This is a genomic window from Frigoribacterium sp. Leaf172, from assembly GCF_001424285.1.
Classification (GTDB): Bacteria; Actinomycetota; Actinomycetes; order Actinomycetales; family Microbacteriaceae; genus Frigoribacterium.
Genome location: NZ_LMPB01000001.1, coordinates 70,924 through 85,890 on the forward strand (window position 1 = coordinate 70,924; position 14,967 = coordinate 85,890).

The following is a 14,967-nucleotide window of genomic DNA, read 5'->3' on the forward strand; positions in this document are numbered from 1 at the left end:
CAAGAACACCCCCACATCGCAGCATGATCTATGGCTGCACCGGGTCGTCCCACGAAGGGAACGGCGGGTACTCGCCCGGCACGGACTCATCCGGGAAACCAGGCGCATCGCGATCGGCGATCGCGAACCTCACAGCACTCGAATCGTTCGTCCAGAACACCTCGCTGTACACAGCCACCGTGTACTGCCCGTTGGGCCGCACCGTGTAGGTCACCCACCAGCCGTCGCCTGTATCGGCGCGGGCCTCGAATTCGCTACCGATCTCGGCGGTTCCCGACTCCCAGCCTTTCTCGTCGAAGTACTCGAGCATCGGATCGAGGTCGGAACGCTCGCCCTCGGCCCCCTCGAGAGTGACGTTCCGACTGGTCTGGAAAAAGTAACTGTTCTCCTCAGCGGCACCCTCGGGCGCCTGACCGTAAGCATTCGCCCCGCCCATGACGGGCAGCACGTCCCCACCGATCCAGATCCATGAGCCGTCCGAGATCTGGAGCTGCGCCTCCTCGAGCAGGCCCTGCATCTCGACGTACCGCTCCGACGCCAACCCGAACTCCTCCTCGAGCGACAGCCCGGCCACCTCCGCCTGCGTCAAACCCGCCGCGTCCCGTGCATCCTGTCCCGCCACGTCGTCTCCGTTCTGTGCGCTCGACGCGCACCCTGTCGTCACGAGCACCAGGATCGTCGCCACCACCGCGGCGACATGATGCAGGCGTCGGTTCTTGACTTCGTTCATCAGTCCGGTCTTCCGTTAGCCACAATCTGCGAGATGGTCTTGAGGGACGTCGAGTCCGCCGAGAGGTAGCCGTTCTGGTCGGAACCGGATTCGACGAACATGTCGTGCTTCGTGACAGCCTCGGTGCCCGGGCCGTCCTCCGCCGAGAATACGTGCACCCCGTCCACGATCAGCGGATTCGTCCGCGTACCTAGACCGAGAGCCAGCCCGACAGGCGCAAGACCGTCGCCCCAGGCCTGAGTCGCATAGACCTCGTCGGCGTTGAGTTCATCGACCGTCGCTTCATTCGTCAGCCCCACGGAGCCGTAGGAGATGAACGAGTCGATACGGTGCTCGGTGAGCAGCAACGCCGCCGACGACGTCGTCGAACCGTACGAATGAGCCATGAGGGTCACTGAATCCGCTGAACCGTCGTCACGACTGTCATGCAAGCCGTCCATGAAGGACGCGAGCTCGGCAGCACCGGATGACGCACGGGCAGGCAACCCCACTTCGGCTGGATTCGGCGAGTTGTAGCCCATCCACGAGACGACGGCGTAAGAAGCGTCCGAGTCCGTTTCCCGTGCCGCCCGGATCAGCTGGTTCGCCGCTGTCACCGCCGTGTTCATCTCGCCCACGTTCGAGTTCATCCCCGGGACGTTGACGGTCACATTCGAGGCCGAATCGAGGTCGCCGAGCGAGATCGCAGCCACGACGGCCCCGTCGTGCTCACCGAAACCGACCAGCTGGGCCACGCTCGTGGTTCCGCTATCCGCGCGCAGCTGGGCCGCGGTGATATCCGCCTCTTTCACAGCCTTCTGCAAGGCGACCACATCCTCCTTGAATCCGTCGAGACCCCGGTTCCGGTCCCCGCCGAGCCCCATCAGCTGATAGACCCGCTCCGGATCCTCGACAGCGGCGTCCAGCACGGCTCGCGACGCTATGTCGCGCTTCGACGCGGGCACGCCGTCGAGGTTCGCGAACAGATATTGGGTCGCCAGCGGCAAGCCGGAGATGTAGGCGTCGGTCTGCGGCAGCTGCGCATAAGCCTCCGCCACCTCCGCCGGCGTGAGGCCGGGTTGCAGCAGCCTCGTGAGCGCGGGCGACGCGGACGTGACCGCCACCGAGTCGAGGCTGAGGTCCGGAAGCGAACCGCCCCCCGCCTCCTCGAACGCCGCCGCGATTCCGTCGAGCCACGTCGCGTCCGCCGCGTTCTCGGTCATCAGCACGTCAAGACTCGATATCGCCGTCGACGAGTCGATCGGCACCCACGAACACGCTGATGTGAAGCCGGCCCAAGCGTTCTTCATCTGGATCACGTGCTGCGCCGAGCTCAGGTCCGACGCTCGGCTCGCGGCGGCGAAAGTCCGGAGCAGATCGGGATCGGCCGACGACATCCCGCCCGAGGAGCCGCCGCTCGTCCGGTTGCGCACGCGCGCGATGAACGACGCCGCGATCGGCTTCGGCTTCACGGCGACATCGCTGGGGCGCGGGTCGGTCAATGACGTGGCGAACGCCGACGCCCCCTGCAGGAAGTCCCCCGACGCCCGCTGCTCATCACGGGCAGTCTCGCGCGTGGTCCAGCTGTCGACGTCACGCAGACGCTGGCGCTCCCTCTCGGCCTCCTGCTTAGCCGTTCCCACGGCACCGCTCAGATCCGACAGAACCCCGGCCAGCTTCTGGGTGTCCTCCGACCGGACGGTGCTGGCCTGCGTGAAGAGGGTCGCGTAGGCGCCCTGGAAGTCGGGCACCACCGACTCGACCTGCATCCGGTTGCTCATCGCCTGCGTGCGCAGGTCGCTCGATGCCCCGTCCGCCGCAGCGATCAACGCGTCAGCCGCCCCGTCGTCGAACTCGATCGTCGCCATGCCCACCACACCCCCGTGTGAACCCACTTGTCTGTGCGTCTGAAGCTACACCCCGTCCGCCCGCGTCCCCCGCGCCTCCTGCGACACCCCGTTTACGGCGCCACACCCCCATCTATCGGGGTGTAGAGCCGAAAACGGGGTGCAGCACGAGCGGGGGAGGCGCGGCGCGAGCCGAGGAGGCGCGGCGCGAGCCGAGGAGGCGCGGCGCTGCTCAGCGGGCGGCGAGCGCCTCGACCGGCGTCACCGAGGTCGCCCGGCGGGCGGGCACCAGCGCGGCCACGCCGGCGAGCACGGCGGCCGTGAGGGCCAGCCCGAGCAGCAGCGGGAGCGGCAGCGTCGGCGTGATGAGCAGACCCTGGTTCGCCGAGCCGAGCAGCGCCTGCGCCCCGGCCCAGCCGTAGACGGTTCCGAGCACGACGCCGACGACGATCGCCGTGACGGCCATCTGCGCGGCCTCGAGCAGGATCATGCCGCGGATCTGCCCGACGGTCGAGCCGACGGCGCGCAGCAGCCCGAGCTCGCGACGACGCTGCAGCACGCTGAGCGACATGTCGTTGACCATGCCGACCGCGGCGATGACGGCCGAGAACCCGACGAGCCCCGCCATGATCAGCAGCGTGGTCGTGAACATCGTGTCGAGCTCGGCGGCGTAGACCGGGTCCTCCGACAGCCGCCCGATGAACGTGCGGAGCGTCTCGAGCGCCACCGACATCGTCGTCACCAGGGTCACGCCGATGACGATGCCGATCGTGGCGCGGGTGCTCCGCTCGGGCTGACGCACGGCGTTCTCGGCCGCGAGCCGCGCCACCTGGCCGCCGCCGAAGAGGCGACCGACCCCGGCGAGCATCGCCGGCATCACGGTGTGGGCGCCGACCACGACGCCCGAGAACGAGAGGACCCCTCCGACGAAGGCGATCAGCACGCCGATCGCGTCCGCCAGGCCGATGACCACCCCGGCGAGCAGCAGCAGTCCACCCCCGACGACGAGCAGCGCCGCGAACACCGTGCGGAGCACCCGGCGCGGGCGCGAGCCGACCGGCTCCTCCTGAACGACTCCCGTCGCCTGCAGCGGGGTGACCTGCAGCACGCGGCGCGAGCCGATCCAGGCCGCGGCGACCGTGGTCAGGACGACGGCGACCGCCGGCACGAGACCGCCGACCGAGACGTACGCGTAGTCGAGATCGGGCAGCGTGCCCCGCGCGACCAGCACGGTGACGGCCACGACGACGAGCAGGGTGCCGACGACGATGCCGATCAGCGCACCGGCGACCCCGACGAGGAGCCCCTCGCGGGCCACGGACCGACGCTGGTCGCGGGCCGACGAGCCGAGCAGGCGCATCAGGGCGATCGTGGGCGTGCGCCCCGCGACGACGGTGGTGAAGGTGTTCGCCGTGACGATCGCCCCGACGTAGAGGGCGAGTCCGACGAAGACCGACGCGACGAGATCGAGCATCGTCGAGACGGTCCCGCTGGCCGCGACCGCCGGGTCGGAGGCGATCAGCTGCTCGACGATGTGCGACACCGAGAGCAGCGCCACGCCGAACGTCGTGCCGAGGGCCGCGACGAGCACGCTGGGGCGGTGCTCGAGCAGCTGCTCGACGAGGGCGGAGCGGCTGCGCGGGGCGGTGCCGGCGGAGCGCTCCGAGCTGCGGGTGCCGGGGCCGCCGCCGGGCCGGGGAGCGGTCACGGACGCGGTCGCGGCGGTCACGCGGCACGCTCCAGGTCGAGCATGACCTGCGAGATCTCGGCCGGCGTGCTGGCGCCGACCTCGTGCACGATGCGTCCGTCGGCGAGGAACACCACGCGGTCGGCGTAGCTCGCCGCCACCGGGTCGTGCGTCACCATGGCGATGCTCTGGCCGTGGTCGCGCGAGGCCGTGCGCAGCACCTCGAGCACGTCGCGCCCCGCCTTCGAGTCGAGGTTGCCGGTGGGTTCGTCGGCGAAGATCAGGTCGGGCCGGGTGGCGAGCGCGCGGGCGATGGCGACCCGCTGCTGCTGACCGCCCGAGAGCTGGTGCGGACGGTGCGTCAAGCGCGAGTCGAGACCGAGGGTGCCGACGAGCCAGCCGATCCACGCGCGCTCGTCGGCGGTCGCGCGGCGGCCGTCGAGCCGGAAGGGCAGCTCGATGTTGGCCGACACGTCGAGCGTCGGCACGAGGTTGAACGCCTGGAAGACGAAGCCGATGCGGCGGCGACGCAGCAGGGTCAGCTGCGTGTCGTCGAGCCGCGTGATGTCGGTGTCGCCGAGTAGCACCCGGCCCGACGTCGCCTGGTCGAGACCGGCGGTGATGTGCATGAGCGTCGACTTGCCCGAGCCGCTCGGGCCCATCACGGCGGTGAACTGGCCGGCGCGGAGGTCGAGCGAGACGTCTCGCAGGGCGTCGACGCGGCCGTCGCCGAGGCCGAACGACTTCGTGACGTTCTCGACGCGGGCGACGGGCGCGGCGCCTCCCCGGCTGATGGGGGTGGTCGTGGGGTGTGCTGCGGGGTGTGCTGCGGGGTGGGTCATGGGGTACGTCCTGTCGAGAGGGGGGCCGAGGAGGCGCGGGTCGGGTCGGGCGGGCTACTGACGGAGCGTGCTGCCGCCGTCGTCGCCGGGCACGGCCTCGGCGGTGGTCCAGCTGGCCCAGCGGTCGTCGACGGAGGCGGTCACGCGACCGTCGCCGCACGACACGAGCCCCGTGGTCGGGAGCGGCTGCGGCAGCGTCTCGGCCGGCATCACCGGGCCGCCGAGGTCGCCGTCGACGGGCTCGCAGGCGTCGAGGTCGACGCCCTCATCGGAGACGAACGAGAGCTCGTAGCCGGGCTGCGAGACGTGCAGACGCACGTCGATGTCGCGGGCGTCCTCGGGGACCCAGTCGGGCAGGAACCAGGCCATGTCGTCGGAGGTGCGCGAGCTCGGGGCGTCGGCGTAGACGTCGTAGTGGCGCTGCTGCACGGGCTCGCTGCCGACGGCCTTCTCGGCGGCGCCGACCAGGGTCGAGCAGCCGGTCAGGGCGGCGATGCCGGCGACGCCGAGGGCGACGGTCGCGGCGGCGCGCAGACGGCGGGCGGGGACGGAGGCGCCGGTCGAGCGGGTCTCGGAGCGGGCGGCGGACGGGGTGGGGGCGGCGTGATCTTCCATGCCTACGATCCTCGCGACGCGCGCCGCGCCGCCCTATGACGCCCGCACCCAGACCCGCGCGGGGGTTATCCCCCGGTGCGCTGCCGGCACGTGCGCGGACGACCTCGCTGAGCTACCATGAGAGCAATCGACCCCCTCCCAAGCCTCTCGACGATGCTCAAATGGGAGGGGCCTTTTTCTTTTCGAGGGGCTAGTGAAACCCAGCCTGACCGTGGACCAGCAGGTCGCTCTGATGTCGACGCGCAACCTCGCCATCGCTGACGAGGCCGAGTGCGCGCGGTTCCTCGCGGCGAACGACTACTACCGCTTCTCCGGGTACGCACGGTATTTCCAGATCGCGCCGCATGGCGGTGACGATGATTTCCGCCCCGGTACGACCTTCGACGAGATCCGTGGCGTCTATGAAGCCGACGAGGCGCTCCGAACCGCACTGGTCAAGCCCTTGGCCAGCGCTGAGCTCCTGCTGCGGACCCACACCGCGTCCGCAATCGCTCACATCCACGGACCCTATGGGCGGTACCTCGAGCAGAGGTTCTACACGGATGCCGTCGACACGGAACCGACAGTCGACGCGGTTCTTCGCGACATCACTCGCAGCCGCGAGCGCCACGTCCTCCACTTCCGGACCGCCGCCGACGGTGCGCCGGACTTCCGCGACCTACCGGTGTGGTCAGCGATCGAGGCCCTGTCGTTCGGCACCCTCTCGAGGTGCATCGAGCGTGGCGCTGGAGCGTCCCTGGCCGACGACGTGGCGACGAGCCTCGGGGTGGCGAAAGCAGGCTTCGCCTACCGCGTGCGGACCCTGGTCTATCTGCGTAACCGCTGCGCGCATCACAGTCGTCTCTGGCATCACTCGATCATCGACGCGGGACCGACCCCGAACAACGTGCGAGCCAAAGCCAAGCGAAAGATCGGCCAGTTCCACCCCCGATCCGTGCTCGACGCCATCGCGTCCCTCGATGATCTGATCGTCCGTGGCCAGGCTGGCGTGCCGGCCCTTCCCCACATCGCCGGACAGCACCGTCCCGAGTCGGTCTTCTGGCAGGGTCTCGCGTCCCCTCGGACACCTGACGATCGCAGAGTCTGAGCCGCGCACGGAGACGCGAACGGGGCACCGCTGGATCTCGCGGTGTCCCGTTCACGTCGTGATGCCGGGCCGTCCTCGGGCCGGCGGCGTCAGGCCAGGGGCGCGACCTCGACCGCGACGAGGCGGGGGTCGTCGAGCGAGACGGGGTGGACGTCGCCGGTGAGCAGGAGGCGCGCCTCCGTCTCGCGGGTGTCGCACGAGGGGCCGACCCAGAGCTCGACGTCGCCGGGCTCGACCACGCGTCGGCCGTGCCGGTCGGTGAAGGCCAGACGGGAGGTGGGGACGGTGAACTCGACCCGCGCCTCCTCGCCCGGTGCGAGCGTCACCCGCGCGTAGCCGAGCAGCTGCGCGACCGGCCTCGTGACCGAGCCGATCACGTCGCGGGCGTAGAGCTGCACGAGGTCGATGCCGGGCCGGTCGCCCGTGTTCGCGACCCGCACCGACGCGGTGAAGGAGCCGCCGGCGGCGACCTCTCCGGCCGACCCGACGCCACCCGCCGACCCGACGGCGAGGTCCGAGCGGCTCCACGTCGTGTAGGTCAGACCGTGGCCGAACGGGAGCACCGGGGTGCTGTCGGCGCTCGTGACCTCCGAGGGCCCGCCGAGCACGGGGTGCAGGTACGAGAACGGCTGCGCCCCGGCCGAGCGCGGCAGCGACACCGGCAGGTGACCCGAGGGCTCGACGCCGCCGGACAGGATGCCGGCGACGGCTGCGCCGCCCTCCTCGCCCGGGAAGAACGCCTGCACGACGGCGGCCGGCGCCCCCGCGCCCGAGATCGCCCAGCCGATCGCGTACGGACGCCCCGAGAGCACGACCATCACGACGGGCGTGCCGGTCGCGACGACGGCCTCGACCAGCTCGCGCTGCACACCCGGCAGCTCGAGGCTCTCGACGTCGTTGCCCTCGCCGACGGTGCCGCGCCCGAACAGACCGGCGCGGTCGCCGACGACGACGATCGCCACGTCGGCGCCGCGGGCGGTCTCGACGGCGGCGGCGATGCGCGACCGGTCGTCGCCCTCGACGTCGCAGCCCGCCGCGATCGTCACCTCGGCGTCGGGCAGCTCGTGACGCAGCGCCTCGGCGACGGTCGGCAGCTCGATGCCGAGCGGCACACCGGGGTGGTGCGCCAGCACGTGGTTGACGAACGAGTAGCAGCCCATCAGGGCCTCGGCGCTGTCGCCGTTCGGCCCGAGCACCGCGACCGCGGCCGGGCCGGCGGCCGCACCGGCACCGACACCCGCGCCCAGGAGCGGCAGCACCCCGTCGTTCGTCAGCACGACGACCGACTCGTCGGCCAGGCGGCGCGCGACGACCCGGTGCTCGGCCGAGTCGAGATCGAACACCGACGGCGGTGGCGTCTCGAACGTCTCGTCGAGCAGCCCGAGGTCCTCCTTCTGCGCGAGCACGCGCAGCACGGCCCGGTCGACGAGCGCCTCGTCGACGAGCCCCGATCGCACGCGCTCGGCGAGCGGCTCGAGGTAGGCGTCGCCGGTCGGCAGCTCGACGTCGATGCCGGCCTCGAGGGCCAGTGCGGCAGCCTCGCCCCGGTCGCCCGCGACGGCGTGCATCACCTGGAGGAACGCCACCGAGAAGTAGTCCGACACGACGACCCCGTCGAACCCCCAGCGGCGCCGCAGCAGCTCGGTCAGGTACTCGGGCGTGCCGGCGACGGGCACGCCGTCGATCTCGGCGTACGAGTTCATCACCGAGCGGACCCCGCCGTCGAGCACGGCCATCTCGAACGGCGGCAGCAGGACGTCCTCGACGAACCGCGGCCCGATCTGCGCCGGTGCGTGGTTGCGCCCCGCCACCGACGCCGAGTAGCCGACGAAGTGCTTGAGCGTGGCGTGGACGCCGGCGGCCTGCAGCCCCCGGACGTACGCGGTGCCGATGGTGCCGACCACGTACGGATCCTCGGCGATGCACTCGTCGACGCGTCCCCAGCGCGGGTCCCTGATCACGTCGAGCACCGGCGCGAGACCCTGGTGCACGCCGAGCTCGCGCATCGACCCGCCGATCAGCTCGGCCATGCGCTCGACGAGCTCCGGGTCGAACGAGGCGCCCCAGGCCAGAGGCGTCGGGAACGTCGCCGCCTGCCAGGCCGCGAGCCCGGTCAGGCACTCCTCGTGCACGAGGGCCGGGATCCCGAGACGGGTCTCGTCGCGCAGGCGGCGCTGCTCGCGCCACAGCCAGGAGGCGCGCTCGACCGGGTCCACCGGTCGCGTCCCGTAGACCCGCGTCAGGTGACCGAGCCCGTGCCGGGTGGCCTCCTCGTAGTCACCCGACGTGGCCATCTCGCCCTGCATCGGGGCCACGTTGTCAGCCCCCTGATCGACCCACCAGCCGACCAGCTGGGCGAGCTTCTCGTCGAGGGTCATGTCGGCCAGCAGCGAGCGGACCCGGTGGGAGGCGCGGGGCTCGCCGCGCACGACGGTCTCGTCGGTCTGGACCGTCTGCGGTGCGTCGATGGTGTCGGTCATGTCGGCTCGCGCCTCCTGGGCTGGTGCGGTCGGGGTCCGGTCGACCCGGAGGGTGCCGGTGTCGGCGGCGGTCATCCCTTGACCGCCCCGGTGAGTCCGCCGACGATGCGGCGTTCGAACAGGCTGAAGAAGATCAGCGCGGGCAGCATCGACAGAGCCGTGAAGGCCAGCACCCGGGCGGTGTCGACCGAGTACTGCGACGAGAACGCCTGCACGCCGAGCGGCAGGGTGAACGTCGACGGGTCGTTGAGGATGAACAGCGGCAGCAGGTACGAGTTCCACGCCCCGATGAACGCGAGGATGCCGACGGTGATGACCCCCGGCAGCGACAGGCGCACCACCATGCGGAAGAAGAAGCCGAGGCGGCTGCAGCCGTCGATGAACGCGGCCTCCTCGATCTCGTCGGGGATCGCACGGAGGAACGGCACGAGGATGATGATCGTCGTCGGCAGCGCGAACGCGATCTGCGGCAGGATCACCCCGGCCAGCGAGTTCGTCAGTCCCAGGTCGCGGATCACCAGGTACAGCGGCGTGATCGCGACGGTCATCGGGAACATCAGCCCCGCGGCGAACATCGCGTAGAGAACGCCGCGTCCGGCGAACCGGTAGCGGGCCAGCACGTAGCTCGCGGCGAGGCCGAGCGCGACGGTGCCGATCGTGGTGGCGCCGGCCGAGATCAGCGAGTTGCCGACCTGCCGCCAGAACGTGCCCTCGACGAGCACGTCGATGTAGTTGCCGATCTGCCACGGGCTCGGGAACCCCGACGGGTCGGTCGTGATCTGCGCGTTGGTGCGGAATCCGCCGAGCACGATGAACGCGACGGGCGCGAGCATCGCCACGATGACGACCAGGGCGACCACGTACGCGACGCCGCGTCCGGGATCGGCGATCCCGCGCCTCCTGCGCTTCGTCGGCTGCGCGTCGTGCGACGCGGGCCCGCGGCCCCGAGGAGGCGCGGCGAGGGTCGAGGCGGTCATCGTTCTTCTCCTGCGGTGGTGGCGGAGGTCGTCACGGCGCCGGCCGTGTCGCGACGCAGCACGTAGCGCTGGTAGACGAGGGCGACGACGAGCGAGATGAGGAACAGCACGACCGCGACGGCGTTGCCGTAGCCGTAGCTGCCCGAGGTGCGGCCGTTCGCGACCATGTAGGTGGCCATCGTCGAGGTGCCGGCGGTGGCCGCGATGTACTGACCCCAGATGATGTAGACGAGGTCGAACAGCTGCAGCGAGCCGATGATCGACAGGAACGCCCAGATGCGCAGCGTCGGGCCGAGCAGCGGCAGCGTGATGCGGCGCTGGATCTGCCACCAGCTCGCGCCGTCGATGGCCGCGGCCTCGCTGAGCTCCTCGGGGACGCCCTGCAGGCCGGCGAGGAAGAGGATGACGGCGAAGCCGACGTACTTCCAGGTGATGATGACCAGCAGGGTCCAGATGGCGATGCTCGGGTCGGCGAGCCAGTCCTGCGCGAGCGAGCCGAGGCCGAGCTTCGTCAGCATGTCGTTGACGGCGCCGCTGCCCTGGAGCATGAGGCTCCAGCCGGTGCCGACGACGACCTCGCTGATGACGTAGGGCACGAAGATCAGCACGCGGATCAGCGACTGACCGCGCAGCTTGCGGTTCAGCAGCAGCGCCAGGCCGATCGCGACGGGGCCCTGCAGCACGAGCGACAGCACGACGATGGTCGCGTTGTGGCGGAGGGCGTCGAGGAACGCGACGTCCTGGAAGATCGTCAGGTAGTTGCGGAACCCGACGAAGTCCGTCGGCGCACCGAATCCCGACCAGCTGAAGAAGCCGTAGTAGGCGGCCATGACGATCGGGAACACCACGAAGGCCAGGAAGACCACGAGGGCCGGGCCGACGAGGAGGGCGATCTCGAGGCCCTGGGCGCCACGCCCCTTCCGGGACACGGCCCGGGAGGCCGCCGGGGGCGATGCGAGCGCATCGCCCCCGGCGGTGGCGTGAGCCCGCGAGGGTGCGGCGGGCCGCACGGAGGGTTCGCGGAGACTCACGGTGCGACCCCTACGCCTTCTTGGCGGCGGCGTCGACGGCCTCGACGAACTGCTCGGGCGTGCCGTCTCCGGAGAGCAGGTCGACGACGGCGACGTTCATCGCGTTGCCGACGTTCAGGCCGTAGACGGTGTCGAGCCACTGCGACACGAACGGGGCGTCGTTGTAGGCGGCCAGGACGTCCTGCAGGTAGGGCTCGGTGACCGACTCCTGAGCGACCGTGTTGACCGGAGGCGCGTTGAAGGCCTTGTAGTAGGCCGTCTGCACGTCGGGGGTCGCGAGGTAGTTCAGGAAGTCGACGCACGAGTCGGGAGCGTCGGTCGAGCACGAGTACCCGTCGACGCCGCCCATGATGGCGCCGGTCTCGCCGTCGCCGCCCTCGATCTCGGGGAACGGGAACCAGCCCAGGTCGGGCAGCGGCTTCTCGTCGGGGGTGAGCGAGGCGATGACGCCGGGGTTCCAGGCGCCCATCAGCTCCATGCCGGCCTGCTTGTTGGCGATGAGGCCGGCCGAGCTGCCGGCGCCCTGCTGGGCGGCCGTGGTGAGGAAGCCCTCGTTGAAGGGCTCGGTGTCGCGGAAGTCGGCGAGGTCCTGGGCGGCGTCGACCCAGCACTGGTCGCTGAAGTCGCGGTCGGTCGCGGCCTGCTCGAGCACGTCGCTGCTGCAGGCGCGCAGGGCGAAGAAGAAGTACCAGTGCGCGGCGGGCCAGGCGTCCTTGCCGCCGAGCGCGACGGGCTGCACGTCGGCGTCCTTCAGCTTCGCGACCGCGTCGTCGAGCTCGTCGATCGTGGTCGGCGCCGCATCGATGCCGGCCTCCGAGAAGAGGTCCTGGCTGTACCAGAAGCCTCCGGGCAGCACGGCGACGGGCATCGAGTAGACCTTGCCGTCGACCGAGCCGGCGCCGAAGGTGCCCTCGCTGATGTCGGCGCGGGCGTCGTCCGAGATGCCGTCGCTGATGTCCTTCACCTGACCGGCCTGGACCATCGCCGAGAGCTTGCCGCCGCCGCGCTGCAGGAACACGTCGGGCGCGTCGCCGGAGTTCAGGGCGGTCTGCAGCTTGCTGTCGAAGTCCTCGTTCTGCACGGTCTGGACGTCGATCGTCACGTCGGGGTTGGCCTCCTCGAAGTCGGCCGCGGCCTTCACCCAGAAGTCCTGCCCGGGGCCGGTGGTCGAGTTCTGCCAGAGGGTGAGCGACCCGTCGTCGTCTCCCCCGCCTCCTCCGGTGCTGCAGCCGGTCAGCAGTCCCGCTCCGATCAGCAGGGCCGCAGACCCGGCCAGGAGCCGTCGAGATGTGGTCATGGTTCCACCTGTTCCTCTTCGTTGAGCGGCCGTGGTCGGCCGAGTGCGCCGTGCTCCGATGCGCGGCGTCGCCCCAGTGTCGAAAACGGGCGCGCGGGTGTCAAACGTTTTCGAAAACCATTTCGACGTGGCTAGGCTGCGGGTCGTGAGGACGACGTGATGACGAGCCGGGTGACGATCCACGACGTGGCCAGGGTCGCGGGCGTCTCGGTCGCCACGGTCTCGAAGGCGGTCAACGGCCGGTACGGGGTCTCGGCCCAGGCGACCGAGCGCGTCATGGCCGCGGTCGACGAGCTCGGCTACGAGTCGAGTCTCGTCGCCAGCAGCATGCGCGCCCGCCGCACCGGCGTGATCGGCGTGCTCGTCGCCGACTTCGAGCCGTTCAGCTCGGAGGTGCTCAAGGGCGTCGGCGCCGCCGTCCGGGCCCGCGGGTCGGAGTACGACCTGCTCGCCTACAGCGGCGCCCACCACGGCGAGAACAGCGGCTGGGAGCGCAAGTCGCTCAGCCGCCTGAGCGGCACCCTCATCGACGGGGCAATCCTCGTGACGCCGTCGGTCCTGACGACGACCGCGAGCATCCCGGTCGTCGCGGTCGACCCGCACACCGGGCGCACCGACCTGCCGTCGGTCGAGGCCGACAGCCGAGGCGGGGCCCTGCTCGCGGTCGAGCACCTGCTCTCGCTCGGGCACCGTCGCATCGGGTTCCTGTCGGGGCGACCCGACCTCCGCTCGGCGTCCCTGCGCGAGGCCGGCTACGTCCAGGCGCTGCGCGCGGCGGGCATCACGCGCGACCCCGGTCTGACCCGCCACGGCGACTTCGAGCTGACCACGGCGCGGCAGGCCGCGCGGTCGCTGCTGACGCGCGCCGACCGACCCACCGCCGTCTTCGCGACGAACGACCTCTCGGCCATCGCGCTGCTGCGCACCGCCCTCGAGCTCGGACTCCGCGTCCCGGAGGATCTCAGCATCGTCGGCTTCGACGACATCCCCGAGGCGTCACGCGAGTCCCCGCCGCTGACCACCGTGCAGCAGCCGATGCAGCGCCTCGGGAGCGCCGCCGCCGGCATGCTCTTCACGATGCTCGACGGGGGCGCGCCCACGACGCCCGAGGTCCAGCTGCCGACCCGGCTCGTGGTGCGCGGCACCACCGCTCCGCCGCCCGCCGGCTGACGCGCCTCCGGCCTCCCCCGCACCGGCTACGATCCAGCGAGGGCATTCAGCACTCAGACGACGTCGTCTCCCCCTCCGAACGACGCTGGACGAAGCGAGGTATCGGCCGTGGGCGCGACGAGAGACGATGTGGCGCGGCTCGCCGGAGTCTCGGCGAGCACGGTCTCGTACGCCATCAGCGGTCGCCGCACGATCTCGGCCGGCACGCGTCAGCGCGTCGAGCAGGCCATGGCCGATCTCAGCTACACGCCCAACGCCTTCGCCCGCGGACTCGCCGGCTCGCGGGGCGGGATCCTCGCCCTGCACTACCCCTACAGCCGCCGGGGGGTCACGTCGTCGGAGTTCGAGTACGTCGCCGCGGCCACGGATCGGGCGCGCGAACGCGGGTACCACCTCCTCCTCTGGTCGCACCCGATCAACGACGTCGACGGACTCGGCAGCCTGGTCAGCGAGGGCCTCGTCGACGGCGTGATCCTCATGGAGCTGACCGCCGCCGACGCCCGCGTCGGCGTGCTGAGCGACTCGGGCGTCCCGTTCAGCAACATCGGCCGACCCGACGACGCCGAGGGGCTCTGGTTCATCGACGCCGACTACGAGTCGCTCGGACGCCAGGCCGTCGACCACCTCGCCGACCTCGGCCACGAGCACGTGTTCTTCCTCAGCCAGAGCATCGCGTCGCCCGAGCGCGGGTCGGGGCCCCTCGACCGGGCGACGAGCGCCCTGCGGCGACCGGCCCTCGATCGCGGCATCCGCCTCGACACGCACCTGGCCGACAACTCGGTGCCGGGCGGCCGCGAGGCGTTCGACGTCTTCGACGCCCTGACGGCGCGACCGACGGCGGTGCTCGCCTTCAACGAGATGGCCCTGGCCGGATTCGTGCAGTCGGCCGCCGCGGCCGGGCGATCGATCCCCGGCGACATCAGCGTCGTCGCCCTGAGCATCGGCGACCTGGCGGCCGAGATGACCTCGCCTCCGCTCACCACGGTGAGCCCTCCCGGAATCGAGATCGCTTCGGCCGCCGTCGACGATCTCGTCGACCGGATCGAGGGGCGTCGACACGACGCGCCCCACGTGCTCGTCGCGCCGCGCCTGGTCGTGCGGGGCAGTTCCGCACCCGTTATCCGGATGTGACCCGCGCCCTAGCACGAGCGGTTGCGCGCCTCCTGCGGGTGTGTGAAACTCACAGTCGACGCGCGTCGACGACGACGTGTCGCGGAGACCGGCT

The 14,967-nt window shown here is 71.1% G+C and carries 12 protein-coding genes; 3 read left to right on the plus strand and 9 right to left on the minus strand.

The annotated features are described in order from the left end of the window. Positions 1-28: 28 nt before the first annotated feature. From ASF89_RS00360 to ASF89_RS00380, 5 genes are all read right to left on the minus strand, one after another. Positions 29-730: a hypothetical protein gene (locus ASF89_RS00360; RefSeq protein WP_156463258.1), complete on the minus strand. Its 702-nt coding sequence runs from the start codon at positions 728-730 to the stop codon at positions 29-31. Continuing rightward, entirely contained in the window at positions 730-2,577 is a 1,848-nt protein-coding gene (locus tag ASF89_RS00365; protein WP_055811038.1) for an alpha/beta hydrolase, read from the minus strand. Before ASF89_RS00365 ends, ASF89_RS00360 begins: the two co-directional genes overlap by 1 nt. A 211-nt stretch (positions 2,578-2,788) precedes the next feature. Further along, on the minus strand, positions 2,789-4,285 hold the full coding sequence (locus ASF89_RS00370; RefSeq protein WP_235483942.1) for an ABC transporter permease: 1,497 nt from the start codon (positions 4,283-4,285) through the stop codon (positions 2,789-2,791). After that, positions 4,282-5,085: an ABC transporter ATP-binding protein gene (locus ASF89_RS00375; protein ID WP_055811042.1), complete on the minus strand. Its 804-nt coding sequence runs from the start codon at positions 5,083-5,085 to the stop codon at positions 4,282-4,284. The genes ASF89_RS00370 and ASF89_RS00375 overlap by 4 nt, the downstream gene beginning before the upstream one ends. 54 nt (positions 5,086-5,139) lie before the next feature. Further along, the gene (locus tag ASF89_RS00380; RefSeq protein WP_055811045.1) at positions 5,140-5,700 is read right to left on the minus strand and encodes a hypothetical protein; all 561 of its coding nucleotides are present in this window, start codon (positions 5,698-5,700) and stop codon (positions 5,140-5,142) included. A gap of 193 nt (positions 5,701-5,893) precedes the next feature. Between ASF89_RS00380 and ASF89_RS00385 the strand changes: the two genes are divergently transcribed. Beyond that, entirely contained in the window at positions 5,894-6,787 is an 894-nt protein-coding gene (locus ASF89_RS00385; RefSeq protein WP_055811048.1) for an Abi family protein, read from the plus strand. A gap of 89 nt (positions 6,788-6,876) precedes the next feature. Here ASF89_RS00385 and ASF89_RS00390 read toward each other — a convergent pair whose 3' ends face one another. From ASF89_RS00390 to ASF89_RS00405, 4 genes are all read right to left on the minus strand, one after another. Beyond that, complete coding sequence (locus tag ASF89_RS00390) at positions 6,877-9,165, minus strand: glycoside hydrolase family 3 N-terminal domain-containing protein (RefSeq protein WP_055812911.1); 2,289 nt, start codon at positions 9,163-9,165, stop codon at positions 6,877-6,879. A 173-nt stretch (positions 9,166-9,338) separates the two neighbouring features. Beyond that, complete coding sequence (locus tag ASF89_RS00395; protein ID WP_055798838.1) at positions 9,339-10,244, minus strand: carbohydrate ABC transporter permease; 906 nt, start codon at positions 10,242-10,244, stop codon at positions 9,339-9,341. Beyond that, a complete protein-coding gene (locus tag ASF89_RS00400) occupies positions 10,241-11,275 on the minus strand; it encodes a carbohydrate ABC transporter permease (protein WP_055798841.1) in 1,035 nt (344 codons plus the stop codon). Before ASF89_RS00400 ends, ASF89_RS00395 begins: the two co-directional genes overlap by 4 nt. A gap of 10 nt (positions 11,276-11,285) precedes the next feature. Continuing rightward, on the minus strand, positions 11,286-12,572 hold the full coding sequence (locus ASF89_RS00405) for an ABC transporter substrate-binding protein (RefSeq protein WP_055811051.1): 1,287 nt from the start codon (positions 12,570-12,572) through the stop codon (positions 11,286-11,288). 159 nt (positions 12,573-12,731) lie between these two features. On the opposite strand from ASF89_RS00405, the gene ASF89_RS00410 reads away from it, so the two are divergent. Then, positions 12,732-13,742: a LacI family DNA-binding transcriptional regulator gene (locus tag ASF89_RS00410; protein ID WP_055798847.1), complete on the plus strand. Its 1,011-nt coding sequence runs from the start codon at positions 12,732-12,734 to the stop codon at positions 13,740-13,742. A gap of 108 nt (positions 13,743-13,850) precedes the next feature. Continuing rightward, positions 13,851-14,873 carry a LacI family DNA-binding transcriptional regulator gene (locus ASF89_RS00415; RefSeq protein WP_055811053.1) on the plus strand — a complete coding sequence of 341 codons (1,023 nt, stop codon included), beginning with the start codon at positions 13,851-13,853 and terminating at the stop codon, positions 14,871-14,873. The last annotated feature ends 94 nt before the right edge of the window (positions 14,874-14,967 follow it).